At 67.6% G+C, this 19846-nt stretch carries 11 protein-coding genes and 3 rRNA genes; 13 read left to right on the top strand and 1 reads right to left on the bottom strand.

The genetic code is table 11. The features are described 5' to 3' along the window. The first annotated feature begins 311 nt into the window (after positions 1-311). The 12 genes from RPX00_RS41480 (at position 312) to RPX00_RS41425 (ending at position 16314) form a co-directional block, all read left to right on the top strand. Positions 312-1831, top strand: a 16S ribosomal RNA gene (locus tag RPX00_RS41480). A 282-nt stretch (positions 1832-2113) separates the two neighbouring features. Then, positions 2114-5231 (top strand): 23S ribosomal RNA (locus RPX00_RS41475). Positions 5232-5315: 84 nt separating this feature from the next. Beyond that, positions 5316-5432 (top strand): 5S ribosomal RNA (rrf, locus tag RPX00_RS41470). Together the 16S, 23S and 5S rRNA genes form the textbook arrangement of a ribosomal RNA operon. A 180-nt stretch (positions 5433-5612) precedes the next feature. Next, the gene (locus tag RPX00_RS41465) at positions 5613-8006 is read left to right on the top strand and encodes a hypothetical protein (RefSeq protein WP_406633941.1); all 2394 of its coding nucleotides are present in this window, start codon (positions 5613-5615) and stop codon (positions 8004-8006) included. After that, complete coding sequence (locus RPX00_RS41460; protein ID WP_406633939.1) at positions 7999-8976, top strand: HAD-IIA family hydrolase; 978 nt, start codon at positions 7999-8001, stop codon at positions 8974-8976. The genes RPX00_RS41465 and RPX00_RS41460 overlap by 8 nt, the downstream gene beginning before the upstream one ends. Before the next feature lie 16 nt (positions 8977-8992). Continuing rightward, complete coding sequence (locus tag RPX00_RS41455) at positions 8993-9199, top strand: hypothetical protein (RefSeq protein WP_009079580.1); 207 nt, start codon at positions 8993-8995, stop codon at positions 9197-9199. 5 nt (positions 9200-9204) lie between these two features. Further along, a complete protein-coding gene (locus RPX00_RS41450; protein WP_406633937.1) occupies positions 9205-10023 on the top strand; it encodes a TlyA family RNA methyltransferase in 819 nt (272 codons plus the stop codon). After that, the gene (locus tag RPX00_RS41445) at positions 10020-10940 is read left to right on the top strand and encodes an NAD kinase (protein ID WP_378305400.1); all 921 of its coding nucleotides are present in this window, start codon (positions 10020-10022) and stop codon (positions 10938-10940) included. The genes RPX00_RS41450 and RPX00_RS41445 overlap by 4 nt, the downstream gene beginning before the upstream one ends. 95 nt (positions 10941-11035) lie before the next feature. Continuing rightward, the gene (gene recN / locus RPX00_RS41440) at positions 11036-12820 is read left to right on the top strand and encodes a DNA repair protein RecN (RefSeq protein ID WP_406633935.1); all 1785 of its coding nucleotides are present in this window, start codon (positions 11036-11038) and stop codon (positions 12818-12820) included. A 10-nt stretch (positions 12821-12830) separates the two neighbouring features. Next, a complete protein-coding gene (locus RPX00_RS41435) occupies positions 12831-13997 on the top strand; it encodes a DUF1266 domain-containing protein (RefSeq protein WP_406633933.1) in 1167 nt (388 codons plus the stop codon). 188 nt (positions 13998-14185) lie between these two features. Further along, positions 14186-15370 (top strand): putative cytokinetic ring protein SteA, encoded by a 1185-nt coding sequence (gene steA / locus RPX00_RS41430; RefSeq protein ID WP_406633931.1) that lies wholly within the window; start codon positions 14186-14188, stop codon positions 15368-15370. Continuing rightward, positions 15367-16314 (top strand): copper transporter, encoded by a 948-nt coding sequence (locus RPX00_RS41425; protein WP_406633929.1) that lies wholly within the window; start codon positions 15367-15369, stop codon positions 16312-16314. Before steA ends, RPX00_RS41425 begins: the two co-directional genes overlap by 4 nt. Positions 16315-16413: 99 nt before the next feature. Here the strand turns inward: RPX00_RS41425 and RPX00_RS41420 are convergent, their stop codons facing one another. Further along, positions 16414-18315: a glycosyl hydrolase family 18 protein gene (locus tag RPX00_RS41420; RefSeq protein ID WP_406633927.1), complete on the bottom strand. Its 1902-nt coding sequence runs from the start codon at positions 18313-18315 to the stop codon at positions 16414-16416. 391 nt (positions 18316-18706) lie between these two features. Here RPX00_RS41420 and RPX00_RS41415 point away from each other — a divergent pair, with 391 nt between their 5' ends. After that, complete coding sequence (locus RPX00_RS41415) at positions 18707-19843, top strand: acyltransferase (protein WP_406633925.1); 1137 nt, start codon at positions 18707-18709, stop codon at positions 19841-19843. Positions 19844-19846: the final 3 nt, after the last annotated feature.

Raw genomic sequence — 19846 nt, 5'->3', positions numbered from 1 at the left:
AGGGACCCCCCTGTTTCGGGCGCTCGGAGGGCGTGTAAAGTTCTTCAAGTCGCCAGGGAAACCGGGTGGCCGCCGGGACACGAACCAAGCTCTCGCCTCTAGGGTGATTGAGTGGGTGTCCCACCAAAAACTGCTAGGAATGACCGCTTCGGTCAGGCTCGCCCTTGCGGGGGTGGAGGTTGATGCGGGGTGTGTTGCTTGAGAACTCAACAGTGTGCTAGTGAACTAAGCCAGTAGAGCTTATATTGAAACCCCCTCGTCGGGGTTTCCTTTGAGAATGATTGAGAATGTAGTCTCGATCGAACTGTTCATTGTTGGAGAGTTTGATCCTGGCTCAGGACGAACGCTGGCGGCGTGCTTAACACATGCAAGTCGAACGCTGAACCGGTTTCGGCCGGGGATGAGTGGCGAACGGGTGAGTAACACGTGGGTAATCTGCCCTGCACTCTGGGATAAGCCTTGGAAACGGGGTCTAATACCGGATATCACACTCTTGGGCATCCAGGGGTGTTGAAAGTTCTGGCGGTGCAGGATGAACCCGCGGCCTATCAGCTTGTTGGTGGGGTAATGGCCTACCAAGGCGACGACGGGTAGCCGGCCTGAGAGGGTGACCGGCCACACTGGGACTGAGACACGGCCCAGACTCCTACGGGAGGCAGCAGTGGGGAATATTGCACAATGGGCGCAAGCCTGATGCAGCGACGCCGCGTGAGGGATGACGGCCTTCGGGTTGTAAACCTCTTTCGCCAGGGACGAAGCGAGAGTGACGGTACCTGGATAAGAAGCACCGGCTAACTACGTGCCAGCAGCCGCGGTAATACGTAGGGTGCGAGCGTTGTCCGGAATTATTGGGCGTAAAGAGCTCGTAGGCGGTTTGTCGCGTCGGCCGTGAAATCTCCACGCTTAACGTGGAGCGTGCGGTCGATACGGGCAGACTTGAGTTCGGCAGGGGAGACTGGAATTCCTGGTGTAGCGGTGAAATGCGCAGATATCAGGAGGAACACCGGTGGCGAAGGCGGGTCTCTGGGCCGATACTGACGCTGAGGAGCGAAAGCGTGGGGAGCGAACAGGATTAGATACCCTGGTAGTCCACGCTGTAAACGTTGGGCGCTAGGTGTGGGCGACATTCCACGTTGTCCGTGCCGTAGCTAACGCATTAAGCGCCCCGCCTGGGGAGTACGGCCGCAAGGCTAAAACTCAAAGGAATTGACGGGGGCCCGCACAAGCGGCGGAGCATGTGGATTAATTCGATGCAACGCGAAGAACCTTACCTGGGCTTGACATGCGCCAGACATCCCCAGAGATGGGGCTTCCCTTGTGGTTGGTGTACAGGTGGTGCATGGCTGTCGTCAGCTCGTGTCGTGAGATGTTGGGTTAAGTCCCGCAACGAGCGCAACCCTTATCCTACGTTGCCAGCGCGTCATGGCGGGGACTCGTGGGAGACTGCCGGGGTCAACTCGGAGGAAGGTGGGGATGACGTCAAGTCATCATGCCCCTTATGTCCAGGGCTTCACACATGCTACAATGGCTGGTACAGAGGGCTGCGATACCGCGAGGTGGAGCGAATCCCTTAAAGCCGGTCTCAGTTCGGATCGCAGTCTGCAACTCGACTGCGTGAAGTCGGAGTCGCTAGTAATCGCAGATCAGCAACGCTGCGGTGAATACGTTCCCGGGCCTTGTACACACCGCCCGTCACGTCATGAAAGTCGGTAACACCCGAAGCCCATGGCCCAACCCGCAAGGGAGGGAGTGGTCGAAGGTGGGACTGGCGATTGGGACGAAGTCGTAACAAGGTAGCCGTACCGGAAGGTGCGGCTGGATCACCTCCTTTCTAAGGAGCACAACACATCCCAGTCATCGTGCTGGGAGTGGCCCGTGCTTAGGCCTCGAATGCAGGCCTGTTCGGGTTGCTCAAGGAATTGTGGAACTACTGGTTTACGTGAACTCGTGGTGGCGCTGCCGCCGGTTAGTACTGATCGCTTGCGATCGTGGAACGTCGGCGTGCGGGGCCGGGCGGGGTTCATGTTCCTGGCACGCTGTTGGGTCCTGAGGCAACACACGTTGTTTCTGGTGTGGTGTTTGAGAACTGTAGAGTGGATGCGAGCATCTTTGTGGTCAAGTTGTTAAGGGCACATGGTGGATGTCTTGGCTTCAGGAGCCGATGAAGGACGTGGGAGGCTGCGATATGCCTCGGGGAGCTGTCAACCGAGCTGTGATCCGAGGATTTCCGAATGGGGAAACCCAGCACCAGTGATGTGGTGTTACCCGCCGGTGAATATATAGCCGGTGCGGAGGGAACGCGGGGAAGTGAAACATCTCAGTACCCGCAGGAAGAGAAAACAAAAGTGATTCCGTGAGTAGTGGCGAGCGAAAGCGGAAGAGGCTAAACCGATTGCATGTGATACCTGTCAGGGGTTGTGTGGTCGGGGTTGTGGGACCTGTCTTCTCAGAGCTGACACTCTGGGCGTGATGCGGCATGGTTAGCGGAACCGCTTGGGACGGCGGGCCGGAGCGGGTGAGAGCCCCGTACGCGAAAACTGTGTTTGTGTTGTGTGACGGTGTTCCCGAGTAGCAGCGAGCTCGTGGAATTTGCTGTGAATCTGCCGGGACCACCCGGTAAGCCTAAATACTTCCTGGAGACCGATAGCGGACGAGTACCGTGAGGGAAAGATGAAAAGTACCCCGGGAGGGGAGTGAAAGAGTACCTGAAACCGTGTGCCTACAAGCCGTCAGAGCCCTGTGGGGTGATGGCGTGCCTTTTGAAGAATGAGCCTGCGAGTTAGTGCTGCGTGGCGAGGTTAACCCGGGTGGGGTAGCCGTAGCGAAAGCGAGTCTGAAGAGGGCGATTGAGTCGCGTGGTCTAGACCCGAAGCGGAGTGATCTACCCATGGCCAGGGTGAAGCGACGGTAAGACGTCGTGGAGGCCCGAACCCACTTAGGTTGAAAACTGAGGGGATGAGCTGTGGGTAGGGGTGAAAGGCCAATCAAACTCCGTGATAGCTGGTTCTCCCCGAAATGCATTTAGGTGCAGCGTCGCGTGTTTCTTGCCGGGGGTAGAGCTACTGGATGGTCTAGGGGCCTTACCGGGTTACCGAAATCAACCAAACTCCGAATACCGGTTAGTGAGAGCGCGGCAGTGAGACGGCGGGGGATAAGCTTCGTCGTCGAGAGGGAAACAGCCCAGAACACCAGCTAAGGCCCCTAAGTGTGTGCTCAGTGGGAAAGGATGTGGGATTGCCCAGACAACCAGGAGGTTGGCTTAGAAGCAGCCACCCTTGAAAGAGTGCGTAATAGCTCACTGGTCAAGTGGTCCTGCGCCGACAATGTAGCGGGGCTTAAGCACACCGCCGAAGCTGTGTCATTCATGCAATAGATCGGTGATTCCTTCGGGGGTCATCCAGTCGCATGGATGGGTAGGGGAGCGTCCTGCATCCAGGGAAGCGGCCGCGGAAGCGAGTCGTGGAGGGTGCGGGAGTGAGAATGCAGGCATGAGTAGCGAATGCAGAGTGAGAAACTCTGCCGCCGGATGACCAAGGGTTCCTGGGCCAGGCTAATCCGCCCAGGGTAAGTCGGGACCTAAGGCGAGGCCGACAGGCGTAGTCGATGGACAACGGGTTGATATTCCCGTACCCGAGCATGTGCGCCCATGGCGAGGCGGTTGACACTAACCACCCGAAGCCACTCGTGAAGCCTTCGGGCGGATCGGGTGTGTGGAGCGTGGGACCTGATTCCGTAGTAGTCAAGCGATGGGGTGACGCAGGAAGGTAGCTCCGCCAGGCGATGGTTGTCCTGGTGCAAGCGCGTAGGCCGGAACATAGGCAAATCCGTGTTCCATGAGGCTGAGACGTGATGCGTAGCCGTTTGAGGCGAAGCGGGTGATCCTATGCTGTCGAGAAAAGCCTCTAGTGAGTGCATGCACGGCCCGTACCCCAAACCAACACAGGTGGTCAGGTAGAGAATACCAAGGCGATCGGGTGAACTGTGGTTAAGGAACTCGGCAAAATGCCCCCGTAACTTCGGGAGAAGGGGGGCCAAGCACCGTGAAGCTTCACGCAAGTGGAGCGGTGGTTGGCCGCAGAGACCAGCGGAAAGCGACTGTTTACTAAAAACACAGGTCCATGCGAAGTCGCAAGACGATGTATATGGACTGACGCCTGCCCGGTGCTGGAACGTTAAGAGGACCGGTTAACTCACTTTGTGGGTGAAGCTGAGAATTTAAGCGCCAGTAAACGGCGGTGGTAACTATAACCATCCTAAGGTAGCGAAATTCCTTGTCGGGTAAGTTCCGACCTGCACGAATGGCGTAACGACTTTCCGGCTGTCTCGACCACAGGCCCGGCGAAATTGCATTACGAGTAAAGATGCTCGTTACGCGCGGCAGGACGGAAAGACCCCGGGACCTTTACTATAGTTTGGTATTGGTTTTCGGTTCGGCTTGTGTAGGATAGGTGGGAGACTGTGAAGCTCGGACGCTAGTTCGGGTGGAGTCGTTGTTGAAATACCACTCTGGTCGGATTGGGAATCTGAACCTCGGACCATGATCTGGTTCAGGGACAGTGCCTGATGGGTAGTTTAACTGGGGCGGTTGCCTCCTAAAGGGTAACGGAGGCGCCCAAAGGTTCCCTCAGCCTGGTTGGCAATCAGGTGTCGAGTGCAAGTGCACAAGGGAGCTTGACTGTGAGACAGACATGTCGAGCAGGGACGAAAGTCGGGACTAGTGATCCGGCACCTCCTGGTGGAAGGGGTGTCGCTCAACGGATAAAAGGTACCCCGGGGATAACAGGCTGATCTTGCCCAAGAGTCCATATCGACGGCATGGTTTGGCACCTCGATGTCGGCTCGTCGCATCCTGGGGCCGGAGTAGGTCCCAAGGGTTGGGCTGTTCGCCCATTAAAGCGGCACGCGAGCTGGGTTTAGAACGTCGTGAGACAGTTCGGTCCCTATCCGCCGCGCGCGCAGGATACTTGAGGAAGGCTGTCCCTAGTACGAGAGGACCGGGACGGACGGACCTCTGGTGTGCCAGTTGTCACGCCAGTGGCATGGCTGGTTGGCTATGTTCGGAAGGGATAACCGCTGAAGGCATCTAAGCGGGAAGCCTGTTCCAAGATGAGGTATCCCACCCCTTTGTGGGTTAAGGCCCCCAAGAGACGATTGGGTTGATAGGCCAGAAATGGAAGCACAGTAATGTGTTGTCGAGTTGACTGGTACTAATAGGCCGAGGACTTGCCCACGAAGATGTTACGCATCCACTCTACGGTTCTGAAACACCACACCGGCTCCCACCAAGGTGGGGGGTGTGTGTTGTTTCGGAGTGTTTCGGTGGTTTTAGCGTCAGGGAAACGCCCGGTCCCATTCCGAACCCGGAAGCTAAGCCTGACTGCGCCGATGGTACTGCAACCGAAGGGTTGTGGGAGAGTAGGACACCGCCGAACTCAACATGGAAAGTCTGGGCCCCGGTCTGAGAACCCGCTGGTTCTCCCGGGGCCCAGACTCATGTTCGCGTCCGGGCCGCCCGCGCGCGGCTTGCGCCGAACGGCCCCGTACGATAGTCAATCGGCCCCTCGCACGGGGCCGTCTTCAGAATTCCAGAGTTGTCTATGGCAGGAGGCCAGGTGTCCGAGTTCGGTCGACGTGACTCAGCGGATGAGGGGTCCGGTCGGTCGGCTCGCCGCGACCAGGACTCCCGCGGCGGCCGGTCCGACGCGCCCCGGGGAGACCGGCGCGGCGCGCGGCAGGACCGCGGCGGGCGGGACAGCGGCCACCAGGGCCGGCCCCGCCGAGACGATCGCGGTGCACGCGGCTCCGGCGGGTTCGCCGGCCGCCCCGGCCACGGCGACGGACCGCGCGAGCAGCGCGGCTACGCCGGCAAGCGCGACGACGACCGCGACTTCCGCCCCCGCGGCAAGCGCGAGTTCGACCGCCCGCAGGGCAAATCCTCCTACGGCGACCGTTCCGGCCGTCCGCAGGGCAAATCTTCTTACGGCGAGCGGTCCGGCGGTCCGGGCGGCAAGTCTTCGTACGGGGACCGTTCCGGGCGCCCGGAGGGGCGCTCGTCCTACGGTGACCGTCCCTCTTACGGCTCCGGCGGAGCGGGCAAGTCGTACGGCGATCGCGGCGGCCGGCCGCAGGGCAAGTCTTCCTACGGGGAGCGGTCCGGCGGGCGGTGGAACGACGACCGGCGCGGTGGCGACGACCGTCGCGGCGGCTACTCGGGCGGCGACGACCGGCGTGGCTCGTCCGGATACCGCGGCAAGGACTCCCAGGGCGGCGGTTTCCGCGACGATCGGCGCGGATCCGGCGGATTCCGCGACAACGATCGGCGCGGCGGTTACGGCGACCGGGACGACCGCGGAGGCAAGCCCGGTTACCGGGACGACCGTGGGGGCAAGCCTGGTTACCGCGATGACCGTGGCGGGAAGCCGGGCTATCGCGATGATCGCGGTGGGAAGCCGGGCTACCGGGACGACCGTGGCGGGAAGCCTGGTTACCGCGACGATCGCGGAGGCAGGCCTGGTTACCGGGATGACCGCGGTGGGAAGTCCGGTGGTGACCGGGATTCGCGCGGCGGTTACCGCGACGACCGTGGCGGACGTCCTGGTGGTGACCGGGAATCGCGTGGTGGCTACCGGGATGACCGTGGCGGGAAGTCCGGTGGCAACCGGGAATCGCGCGGCGGCGATCGGGGCGGGAAGCCTGGCGGTGACCGGGAATCGCGCGGCGGGTACCGGGACGACCGTGGTTCGCGTGACGGCGGATTCCGTGGCGGGAACCGAGGGTCCGGGGGATTCCGGGACGAGCGGTCCGGCGGCAATCGCGGGGATCGGGGCGGGTTCCGCAACGATCGCGGGGAGCGTCGGGACGACCGTTCGGGCGGGTTCCGCAACGAGCGGCGTGACGAGGACGGGTACCGCGGGGATCGGGACAACCGGTCCGGCTATCGGGACAACCGGCGCGACGACAAGCGGGACGAGCGTTCCGGCGGGTACCGGAAGGACCAGCGCGACGGCGGATTCCGGAACGACCGTCAGGACGACGGTTACCGGGGGCGCGACAACGAGGCTTCGGTCGAGGAGTCCGCGGTTGCCGAGGACGTGACAGCTGGCGTCGAGTCGGGTGCGGGGGACCGGGCCGGGCAGGACGTTCGTGGTGAGGCGGCTGAGGGCCGGGAGCGCGGCAGCCGTGAAGACCGGGGCGAGCGGCCGGAGCGTCGCGAGCACCGGGGCGAACGCAGGGACCGCAGGGACGACCGTCCGCGTGCCAAGCGGCCGGTCACCGTGGAGGAGCAGGACGCGGCACTCGCCCGCGAGCTGCTCGAAGCGCCGGAGCTGCCCGAGGACATCGAGTTCTCCGACCTCGACGAGGAAGTCCGCCGCGAGCTGCGGACGCTGCCGAAGGGGCTCGCGGAGACCGTCGGCAAGCACCTGGTCGCCGCCGGCGGGCTGGTCGACAGCGATCCGGAGGCCGCGCTCGAGCACGCTCGGTACGCGAAGACCAAGGCGTCGCGGGTGCCGATCGTGCGCGAGGGGCTCGGGCTGGTCGCCTACCACGCGGGCAACTGGCAGGAAGCCCTGTCGGAGCTGCGCGCGGTCCGGCGGATGACGCGCAGCGACGAGCACATCGCGATCATCGCGGACGCCGAGCGCGCGCTCGGCCGTCCGGAGCGCGCGCTGGACCTCGCCAAGGAGACCGACAAGGAACGGCTCACCAAGGGGACCCAGGTCGAGCTGGCGATCGTCGCGGCGGGGGCGCGGCGCGATCTCGGGCAGCTGGACGCGGCGGTCGTGTCGCTGCAGGGGCCGGACCTCGAAGCGGGCAAGCGCGACCCGTGGAGCGCGCGCCTGTTCTACGCCTACGCCGACAACCTCGAAGCGGCTGGGCGCAAGGAAGAGGCCGTGCAGTGGTTCCTCAACGCGGCTGAGGCCGACGCCGAGGACGAGACCGACGCTGCCGAGCGGGCCGCCGATCTGGCGAACGAGTCGAACGAGACGACCGAGTCGGATGACTGACGTGGCCTACGACGCGCTGCTGTTCGATCTCGACGGCACCGTCTACCACGGTCCGAACGTGATCGATGGGGCCGCGGAGACGGTGGCCGCCGTGCGCGAGCAGGGCACGGCGGTCCGGTTCGTGACCAACAACGCGTCGAAGGCCCCCTCGGCGGTCGCGCAGCACCTGCGGGACCTCGGGATCTCCGCGGACACCGAAGAGGTCCACACGAGCGCCCAGGCGGCGGCCGCGCTCCTGCGGGACCGGCTGCCGTCCGGGGCGAAGGTGCTCGTCGTCGGCACGGCGTCGCTCGGCGATCAGCTCGTCGCGGCAGGGCTGGAGCCGGTGCGGACTGCGGGCGACGACGTTTCCGGGGTGGTGCAAGGACATTCGCCGGAGACCGGATGGGCGGACCTCGCCGAGGCGAGCATCGTGATCCGGGCCGGCGGGCTGTGGGTCGCCACGAACACCGACTCCACGCTGCCCACCGAGCGCGGGCTGATGCCGGGCAACGGGTCCATGGTCGGAGCGCTGCGGATCGCCACCGGCGCCGAGCCGGTCGTCGCGGGGAAGCCGCAGCCGTTGTTGTTCGAGACGGCCGCGCGGTCGGCGGAGTCCCAGCGTCCGCTGGTGGTCGGGGACCGGCTCGACACCGACATCGCGGGCGCGGTCGCGGCGGGGCTGGATTCGCTGTGCGTCCTCACCGGCATCGCGACTCCGGCGACGTTGCTCACCGCGATCCCAGCGGAACGGCCGACGCATCTCGGCGCCGATCTCACCGCGCTCAAGCAGCCGGTGGACGAACTGCGCGTCGGCAAGCGGCCCGGCTGGGAGATCAGCGAAGGCGACGTGCTGACGGTTCGCGGCGAAGGCGACAAGCTCGACCTGCTGCGCGCGCTGTGCGATTCGGCGTGGCGGACCGGGATCGCGCAGGTGCGCGCGGACGGCGACGCGGCCGCGGCGGCAGCGGCCGGGCTCGGGCTCGCCTGACTGGTAGTTTGGGGCCGTGCACCCGAACGTTCCGCGGCCGGTTCCCGGACCCCCGCCGATCCCCGGACCCGGCCCGCAGCAGACTGACCCGCGGGCGGGCATCGACGAGGCCGTCGCCGGGCTCGACGACCTCGACACGCTGCCGCCCGCCGAGCACGTGGACCGGTTCGAGGCCGTGCACACCGAGCTGACCGTGGCCCTGTCCAGCATCGACAAGGTCTGACCGGCGTGGCCAAACGGGCCAGGCTCGACGCGGAACTCGTGCGGCGCGGGCTCGCGCGCTCCCGCGAACAAGCCTCCGCGCTCATCACCGGCGGCAAGGTCACCGTGCGCGGCATGGTCGCCACGAAACCCGCCACCGGCGTGGAAAACGACGCGCCGATCGTCGTGAAGGACGAGGACGACCCGGGCTGGGCGTCGCGCGGCGCGCACAAACTCCTTGGCGCGCTTGAGCGTTTCGGCCCCGAAGGGCTGACCGTCGAAGGCCGCCGCTGTCTCGACGCGGGCGCGTCCACTGGCGGCTTCACCGATGTGTTGCTGCGCAACGGCGCGGCGAAGGTCGTCGCCGCGGACGTCGGGCGCGGGCTGCTCGACTGGAAGCTGCAGACCGACGACCGCGTCGTGGTTCTCGACCGCACGAACGTCCGCAATCTGACCCCGGACATGCTCGGCGGCCAGGTCGATCTCGTCGTCGGCGACCTTTCCTTCATCTCGCTGAAGCTCGTGCTGCCCGCGCTCGCCGCGTGCGCGCGCGACGGCGCGGACTTGCTGCCGATGGTCAAACCGCAGTTCGAGGTCGGCAAGGACCGGCTCGGCAGCGGCGGCGTGGTCCGCGATCCGGAACTGCGCGTCGAATCCGTGCTGGGTGTGCTCGCCGAAGCCGCGAAGCTCGGCTTGTCGCTGCGCGGGGTCGTCGCGAGCCCGTTGCCGGGACCGTCCGGGAACGTCGAATACTTCGTGTGGCTCCGCAAAACGGAGCAGGAAGACGCGGGCAGCGAGGACGCCGAGCGGCTCGTTCGCACCGCAGTCCAGGAAGGACCCCAGTGACCGCCGAACGTGAAGTGCTCCTCGTGGTGCACCCCGACCGGGACACCACCCGGGAGGCCGCCCGCGAGGTGTCCCAGCGATTCGCGAAGGCCGGGATCCGGCTTCGCGTGCTCGACGAGGACGTTCTTCAGCTGATCGACCCGGACGGCTGCATGGCCAAGCCGTGCACCGTCGTCGCGCCCGAGCACAATCCGGCCGAGGGGGCCGAACTCGTGTTCGTGCTCGGCGGCGACGGGACCCTGCTGCGCGCGGCGGAACTCGCCCGTCCGGCCGAGGTGCCGGTGCTCGGCGTGAACCTCGGCCGCGTCGGCTTCCTCGCCGAGGCCGATTCGGACGCGCTCGCCGACGCGGTGCAGCGCGTGGTCGACCGCGAGTACCACGTCGAGGACCGGATGACGGTCGACGTCACGGTCACCGCCGACGGCGCCGAGATCTACCGGACCTGGGCGCTCAACGAGGCCAGCGTCGAGAAGTTCAGCCGCGAGCGGGTGCTCGACGCGCTGATCGAGGTCGACGGCCGCCCGGTGTCGTCCTTCGGCTGCGACGGCGTGCTGTGCGCGACGCCGACCGGCTCCACCGCGTACGCGTTCTCCGCGGGCGGGCCGGTGCTGTGGCCGGACGTCGAGGCGCTGCTCGTGGTGCCGAGCAACGCGCACGCGATGTTCTCCCGGCCGCTGGTCGTGTCGCCCGAATCGGTGATCAGCGTCGGCATCGACCCGACCGGCCCGAAAGCCGTGCTGACCTGCGACGGGCTGCGGTCGTTCGACCTGCCGCCGGGCGCGCTGGTGCGCGTGGTGTGCGGGAAGCGGCCGGTGCGGCTGGTCCGGCTGTGGGACGGCGTGTTCACCGACCGGCTGGTGTACAAGTTCGGCCTGCCGGTGCGCAGCTGGCGCGACCGGCGCTCGGGAGACCGCTAGCGCGACGCGCCCGCACAAGTGTTCGACCAGCGAAAAGAAGAGTTAGCGGACCTCGAACGCACAGAAGGTCGGTGCGGGCCGCTACCGTATGCGTCGTGCTGGCCGAGATGCGCATCCAGGGCCTCGGAGTCATCGAGGAAGCCCTGCTGGAACTGCACGCGGGCTTCACCGTGGTCACCGGTGAGACGGGTGCGGGCAAAACCATGGTCGTCACCGGGCTGCATCTGCTCTCGGGCGGGCGGGCCGAGGCGTCGAAGGTCCGGAACGGAATGCTGAAGGCCTTCGTCGAGGGCCGGTTCACCGTGGGCAAGGACGACGCGGCAGGCCGCATCGTCACCGACGCGGGGGCCGACGTCGACGAGGACGGCAGCGTGATCGCGCTGCGCACGGTCGCGGCCGACGGGCGCTCGCGGGCGCATCTGGGCGGCCGGTCGGTGCCGGTCGGGGTGCTGGCCGAGCTGTCCGAGCAGGTGATCGCCGTGCACGGGCAGAACGACCAGCTGCGGCTGCTGCGCCCGGCCGAGCAGCGCGCGGTGATCGACCGGTTCGCCGGCGAGGCGGTGGGCGCGCCGCTGGCGGAGTACCGCCGGGTCCGCGAGGAATGGCTGGCCGTGCTCACCGAGCTGAGCGAACGGTCCAACCGCTCCCGGGAGATGGCGCAGCAGGCGGACCTGCTGAAACACGGTCTGAACGAGATCGACGCGGTCGCGCCCGAGCCGGGGGAGGACGTCGAACTCACCGAGCAGATCAAACGGCTCGCCGCGGTCGACGAACTCCGCGCGATGGCCACCGAGGCGCACGCGGCGGTGTCCGGCGCGCAGGACGGCGATCCGGACGCGCCGGGCGCGCTCGGCCTGGTCGGCGAGGCGGTGCGGCGGCTGGTGTCGGCCGAGGACGCCGCGCTGCGCGACCTCGTGCCGCGGCTGGAGGAAGCCTCCACGCTGCTGAGCGACGTCGGCGCGGAGCTGGGCAGCTACGTCGAGAATCTGGACGCCGACCCGGCGCTGCTGGAGAAGGTGCTCGCGCGCCAGGCCGATCTCAAACGGCTCACCCGCAAGTACGCCGCGGACGTCGACGGGGTGCTGGCGTGGGCCGAGGACGCGCGGCGCCGGCTCGAGTCGATGGACACCTCCGAAGAAGCACTAGCGGCCTTGGCCTTGCGGCGTGATGAGCTGGCCGTGGAGCTGGTCTCGCACGCCACTGAGGTTTCCGCCGCGCGTGGCAAGGCGGCCGCCGAACTGGCCACGGCGATCACCAAGGAGCTGTCCGGTCTCGCGATGGGCCAGGCGGAGCTGGAGATCACCGTCGAACAGCGTCCGGCAGACCACGGCGACAGGCAGGCGCTCGCGATCGACGGGCACGCGGTGCACGCGGGCCCGGACGGCGTCGACGAGGTGGAGCTGCTGCTGCGAGCGCACAACGGCGCGCCTCCGCTGCCGGTGCACAAGGCCGCTTCGGGCGGTGAGCTTTCCCGCGTGATGCTGGCGATCGAGGTCGTGCTGGCGCACGCGGACACCGTGCAGACGCTGGTGTTCGACGAGGTCGACGCCGGGGTCGGCGGCCGGGCCGCGGTGGAGATCGGACGGCGGCTGGCCCGGCTCGCGCGCACGCACCAGGTCCTGGTGGTCACGCACCTGCCGCAGGTCGCCGCGTTCGCCGACCAGCATCTGGTGGTGGACAAGGGAACCAGCGGCGGCGTCACGCGCAGCGGGGTGAAAACGCTCGAGCAGGGCGACCGGGTGCGCGAGCTGGCCCGGATGCTCGCGGGCATGGACGGCACCGAGACCGGCCGCGCGCACGCCGAGGAACTGCTCGCCCTCGCGGAAAAAGACAAAGCGAAGAACGCCGGTGCGAAGCGCAAGCGCGCGAAGAAGGGCTGAGGCGGATTCCATGACCTGGGCCACGCTGGCCGACGTCGAAGCCGAACTCGCCCGCGCGCGGCGGGAGGACGATCTCGACCGCTTTCTCGCGCTCCTCGGCGACGAGGAGCTGTTCGTGCCGATCCACCGGCCCGAGGCGGAGCGGCTCGCCCGGGACCGGACGTGGTCGCCCGCGAAAGTCTGCTGCGCGCACGACGGCGAACCCGCGCTGCAGGTGTTCACCCGCGGCGCGCTGCCGGATTTCGGCGCGGACGTGGTGTTCCTGAGCGGCGATCTCGACTGGGCCACGCACGGTCTCGGAGCGGGGGAGCAGGTCGTGTTCAACCGCGGCACGCTCGGCGAATGGCGGGTGAGCGCGGCGGCCGTGCTGCCGTGGGTCGACGCGAATCCGCATCGGGTCACCGCGGTGGAGCAGCAGGTCGAGCGGCTTTACACGGCCCGCTACGGGCTGCTGGACGGTCCGGTCGCGCACGCGCTGGCGTGCGGCGCGCACCAGGCGGTGCTGTCGGCCGAGCCGTGGAACGTGCTCGACGCGCGCTACCACGATTACGTCGCCGAGGTCCGCGGCCTGCGCGACTGGTGGGGCGTCGCGGACGCGGCGAGCTGGCGGGCCGCGATGGACCGGCTGCTCGGCGATTCCTACCAGCTCACCACCGGGAACCTGGTGCTCGTGCTGCGCGCCCGCAGCGGGCTGGCGCTGGACGTGTACGGCTGGGTCGAGCTGGTCCGGCAGTGGTGCGCGGACAACGACGCCGAGGAGCAGATCGAGCCGCTCGTCGACGCGGTGCGCCGGATCGTCCGGTACGAGCAGCGGTTCCGGGCCGACGGCCTGCTCGAGCCGGACGGGGTCGTGGACAGCATCATCGGCTGGGACATCGGGCGCGCGGTCGAACTCGCGCGCTGGGGCCTGGCGGTCGGGTACTGCGACGCGCTCACCGCCGAGCTGATGGTGCTGGAGGCCGGCGCGGTCGCCCGCCGCTACCACGAATCGTGGGCGGAACTGTCCACCGGATACGTGCTGGGCAGGCTGCTCGCGCTCGACGGCGAGGAATTCGGGCCGGAGTACGCGTCGGCCGCGCGGGTCCGCCACCGGCTGCTGAACGATCCCGCGAGTCCCTGGTCCAACCTCGATTTCGGGGCGGGCGGACCGCCCGGTTGCTCATCCGGCCAAAAGTAGGCCGACCCCCGACCAGGCGACGTAACCGGTCCCGCGAAGCCATGAGGCCGTGGCTGTGGTCGGATGGGCAACGATCGGCTCAGTAACCCCGGCTCCGCATCCGGCGCGACATGGCTCACCACAACGAGTCATGTCCGCTTCGGCGCGTCGGCTCTCCACGCAGGCACAAATTTGTCACCATCAGCCACATGAAGCTCACTGGTCTTCTCGCGCGGAACCACGAAGCCCTCCCCGGCGTCATCGGTGTCGCGCGGGTCGACCGGCGCACGCGCGAACTGCTGCGCCGGGTCAGCGCCGGCGACATCGTCGTGCTCGACCAGCTCGACCTCGACCGGGCCACCGCCGACGCGCTGGTCGCCGCCGAGGTCGCCGCGGTGGTCAACGCGTCCCCGTCGATTTCCGGCCGGTTCCCCAACCTCGGCCCGGAAATCCTGGTGGCGGCGGGCATCCCGCTGATCGATTCGGTCGGCGGCGATCTGCTGCGCTCGGTCAAGGACGGCACGAAGCTGCGCGTGCACGAGGGCGCGGTGTACCTCGGCGAACGGCAGCTGGCGACCGGGGTCGAGCAGACCGCGGAAAGCGTCGCCGACCAGATGATCGAGGCCAAGGCCGGGATGTCGACCCAGCTGGAAGCCTTCTCCGCCAACACGATCGAGTTCCTCCGCCGCGAGCGGACGCTGATCCTCGACGGCGTGGGCGTGCCGGAGCTGAAGGTCCCGGTGCGCGACCGGCACGTGCTGGTCGTCGCGGGCGGCACCGGGCACGCCGAGGACCTCAAGAAGCTCAAGAAGTACGTCGGCGAGCACCGGCCGGTGCTGATCGGCGTCGACGCGGGCGCGGACACGTTGCGCGCGCAGGGTTATCAGCCCGACGTCGTGGTCGGCGACCCGACCGGGATCGGCACCGCGACGCTGCGCAGCGGCGGCGAGGTCGTCGTCCCCGCGCAGCCGGACGGGCACGCGCCGGGCGTCGAGCGGATCCAGGACCTCGGCATCGGCGCGGTCACCTTCCCCGCGTCCGGCAACTCCGAGGACCTGGCCCTGCTGCTGGCCGACGCGCACGGCGCGAGCCTCGTGGTCACCGTCGGATTCCAGGCCACGCTGCGGGAATTCCTCGACCACGGCCGGTCCGGGTCGAACCCGTCCACGTTCCTCACGCGGCTCAAGCTCGGCACCAAGCTGGTCGACGGCAAGGCCGTCGCGACGCTGCACCGCAGCCGGGTGTCGCTCGGCGCGGTCGCGCTGCTCGTCCTCGCCGCCATCGTCGTCGTCGTGGCCGCGCTGCTGGTCTCCGACGTCGGCTCCGTCTATCTCGAGTGGATCCAGCACACCTGGTCCACGTTCGTCGCCTGGGTGAAGGGTCTCTTCACGTGATTTCCCTGCGGTACCACATCGTTTCCATCACCGCGTGCTTCCTGGCGCTGGCCGTCGGCGTGGTGCTGGGCTCGACCGCGCTCAACGGTTCGCTGCTGTCCGGGCTCGCGGACCAGAAGAAAGACCTCGGCACGCAGGTGGCCGACCTGGAGGCGCAGCGCAACGCGCTCAACGCGCGGCTGTCCGACGCGGACGCGTTCGCCGGGACCATGGGCCCGAAGGTCGTCGCGGGCGCGCTGGACAAGCGCAGCGTCGTCATCGTCACCACGCAGGACGCGCGCCCGGCCGACCGCGACGCGCTCAAGAAGCTCGTCGGCCAGTCCGGCGCCTCGGTGACCGGCGAACTGCAGCTCACCAGCGCGTTCACCGACCCGGCGAAGGCCGACCAGCTGCGCGACGTCGTCACGCGGCTGCAGCCGGCCGGGGCGAAGTTCCCGACCGCGGGCGACTCCGGCACGCTCGCCGGCGCGCTGCTCGGTTCGACGCTGCTGCTGGACAAGGCGAGCGCGAAGCCGCAGTCGAGCGGCGACGAGCTGGCCGCCGCGCTCGGCGGCCTGACCGACGGCGGTTTCGTGAAGCCGAGCCAGGGCGTGCAGCCCGCGCAGCTGGCGATCGTGCTGACCGGCTCGCAGCAGACCGGCGACGGCGCGGGCGACCGGGCGGCGACGATCGCGCGGTTCGCGACGCAGATGGACCGCTCCGGCGCGGGAGCCGTGCTCGCCGGCGACCCGGGTTCGGCCGAGGGCACCGGCCCGATCGGCGTGGTCCGCGCGGACACCTCGGCGACGTCGATCCTGTCCACTGTGGACAACGCGGACTCGGCGGCAGGCCGGGTCGCGACCGTGCTGGCGCTGCAGGAACAGCTCAACGGCGGCTCGGGCCGCTACGGGATCGCGGGCAACGCGCAGGCGATCGCGCCGGGCGTCGCGACTTCGGGCAACTGACTGGCTTTCCGCCTCCCGCACAACAGCCGGCGGCGGCACCGGGTTCCCTTCGAGGGTGAGGAAACCCGGTACCGCCGCCGGCTCATGCGTTACCGCGGGTCAGCAGGTGCCGTTGTCGGCCCAGACCGACGCGCTGCCGGGTGTTTCGCCCCGCGTCCACCACTTGGCGGACCACCGGTGCCCGTTGTAGGACACCACCGCACCCGCGTTGTAGGACTGGGAGCTGCTCCACGCCGCCGGACACGCGGTCGTGGGACCGCCTCCGCCGGAACAGGCTCCGTTGTCCGACCAGACGTCCGAGGTGCCGGGCGTTTCGCCCTGCGTCCACCACTTCGCCGTCCAGGTGTGGTTGTTGTACGACACGACCGCGCCGCCGTTGTACACCTTCCCGGAGTCCCAAGCCGGCGCCGTGCACTGGTTCGGCGGAGTCGTGGGAGTGGTCGGCGTAGTGGGCGTGGTCGGGGTCGTCGGAGTGGTCGGCGTAGTCGGGGTGGTGGGGGTCGTCGGTTTGGTGGGCGTGGTCGGGGTGGTCGTCGGCGGGCCGGAGCAGTTCTCCGTCGGCGCGGCGAGCCCGTCCACGACCGCGTGGAACAGCGTTGAGGACGGATCGAGGTCGTACAGCGAGAACATCATCGCGCCGCCGAGGCCGTTGCAATGGATGTAGTCGGTGCGCGCCTTGATCGACTGCTTCGACGAGCCGCCGTAGAAGCTCGTCCCGTCGTAGAACCACGCGGATTGCGTTGTGGGGTCCCAGAACGTAGTCGACGGGTTGTCGACCACTCCCAGGAGTTCCTTGTACATCGCGACGCCGGGCACGTTGCCGCTCAACGGATGCGGCGCGGACGGACCGGTCGCGGTCTGGTACAGCCCGTGGTTCGAGCCGGCCGGCACGCCGGTCCAGCCGCGGTAGTAGAACGGGATGCCCAGGGTCAGCTTCGACGCGGGGAATCCGCCGGGGATGCCGTACGCCGGATCTCCTTGCGTGTACGCCTTGATCACCGAGTCGGTGTCGTATTTCTCCGTGCCCGGCGGGATGGTCGGGGACGGGTCGTTCGGCGAGGGGTAGAGCGGGTCCTGGAAGTTCGTCGGGCCGGTCTTGTCCCACGCGCCGTGCATGTCGTAGGTCATCGGGTCGGCGAAGTCCATGTACTGGTGGATCTTGTCGGTCTCGATCTTCGCGACCTTGTCCTGGCCGCCGGGCAGGGCGGCCGAGAGCGCGTAGTGCTTGCCGCCCAGCGCGTCCAGCTGGCCGCGGAACTCGGCGAGCAGCTTGGTGAAGTTCTGCGTGTCGTTCGGGCTGTAGTGGTTGCCCTTGTGCCCGCCGGGGTGCGCCGGGTACTCCCAGTCGATGTCGAACCCGTCGAAGATGTTCGCGGCGGTGCCGGGGCCGCCGAAACCGCCCGCGGCGGGGATGTTGCCCTTGATGAACATGTCCACGCAGGAGCTGACGAACTTCTTGCGCGAGGCGTCGGTGGCCGCGGCGTCGGAGAAGTACTTCGAGTACGTCCAGCCGCCGAGCGACAGCAGCACCTTCAGGTTCGGGTGCCGCGCCTTGAGTTCCTGCAGCTGGTGGAAGTTGCCGACGATCGGCATGTTGTAGGTGTCGGCCGTGCCGTCGACGCTGATGTCCGCGCCGAACGACTTCTGGTAGTCGGCGAACTGGTCGCCCGCGCCGTCGCCCGCGTTCGGGTCGTCCTCGCCCTCCGGGTCCGGGGTCGTGGCCTTGGTCGTCTCGAAGCAGGTGAGGTCGGTCGGGTGGATGTTCTCGAAGTCGTAGAGCAGGTAGTCGATGTTGTCGGCGATCTTGTCGACGTTCTTGAGGTAGTAGGCGTTCTGGTAGATGCTCCATTGGTCGAAGTAGGCGATGCGCAGGCCTCCTGAGGAAGGCGCGGGCGTCGCGGTCGCCGGGGCGGGCCGGGCCAGGATGGTGAGACCGGCCACGACCACGGCGGCCACGGCGGCGCAGGCCACGGCCAGCGGTCTCAGGGTCCGGTGGGGCATAAGGGTTCTCCCTCGCACAAGCGAAGTCCGCTCGCCGCACCGGAATGCGCGGCAAGCGTCGGACATCGGGTGATCACTGCAGGAGCGGGGGCCGGCCCGCATTCGAATGTGAACCAGGGCACAGCCGGAGTCAATACTGTGGACTAGACCAATTTTCAGGCGTGGGCGTTTTGTGGTGAAGTGTCCGGAAAGGCCCGACGAACGGCCTGTTCCAAGCGGGGCGAGTGGTCCGGACCGCCGGGCGGCGCCGGTTCACCCGTACGGGTGTGGCTGACCCGACACCCGTTCCGTGCGGCATCAGCCGGGTCTCAGGAAGATCATGGGTGGCTCACAGCTGCGCACGAGAGCCTGGCACGATGAGCGCCAACGACCCCGGGAGCACGGCCGAACGATGACCACTACCGAGATCCCGCTCGTCCGCGCGGACGAGCCGGCGCCCGCCCGATCGCCGCACCTGCGTCAGCTCGACGCGTACCGGGTCATCACCTTCGCCCTGGTCATCCTCATCCACGTGATCGGCTCCACGACGATCCAGCAGGACGTCGTCGCCGACGCGTTCCAGACGCCGCTGCACCTGACCCGCGAGGCGTTCTTCGCGCTGACCGCGTTCGTGCTCGTGTTCCAGTACCGGGACCGGCCGGTGCCCGCGGGGAAGTTCTGGCGCAGGCGGTTCCCGCTGGTCGCGGTGCCGTACGTGGTCTGGACGGTGATCTACCGGGGCTATTCGGTCCTCACCTCGGACCAGCCGTTCGGATCGATCAGCGCGCAGCTGCGCACGCTCGGGCTTGACCTGCTCACCGGGAACGCCTGGTACCACATGTACTTCATGCTGGTGACGCTGCAGGTGTACCTGCTGTTCCCGGTGCTGGCGAAGCTGTTCGGCCTGATCCGCCGCCGTCCGTGGACGGTGCTCGCGGTGTCCGGCGCGGTGCAGATCGCGGTGGCGATCTTCATGAGCTATCCGCCCGCTGCGCTGGGCTACGGCTTCGTGAGCCAGTTTTTCGCGACTTTCGTCGTGTACCAGTTCTACATGGTGCTCGGCACCGCGGCGGCGCTGCATTTCGAGGCGGTGCACGCCTGGCTGCGCGCGCATTCGCGGTGGGTCCTGCTGGCGATGGCGGGCGGGCTGGTCGTCGCGGAGACCGGCTACTTCGTGAGCGTCCGTTTCGGCGAGTGGCCGGAGATGGCTTCGGACGCCTTCCGCCCGTACCTGATCCCGTGGTTCATCGCGGCGATCGCCGGGATCTACCTGGCGGGCGCGCGCTGGGCGGCGGGCAGGCAGCGCGGCGGGCGGTTCGTGTCCTGGGCGGTGAACCGGTCGTTCGCGGTGTTCCTCACCCACCCGATCGCGATCGCGTTGCTGGACCCGCTGTTCGTCTTCGTCGGCGACCGGTACGGCGCGCCGTGGACGACGCTGGTGGCGTATCCGGCGACGGTGGCGCTGACCTTCGCGATCGTCGAGGTGCTGCGGCGGCTGCCGTGGAGCAAGGCGCTGACCGGCCGGGCCCGAGTTCCGGTCCGGGCCTGAGCG

Source organism: Amycolatopsis sp. WGS_07 (genome assembly GCF_045278895.1).
GTDB lineage: Bacteria > Actinomycetota > Actinomycetes > Mycobacteriales > Pseudonocardiaceae > Amycolatopsis.
Note: the sequence above shows the minus strand (reverse complement) of the source record. Positions and strands in the feature narration are given on the sequence as shown.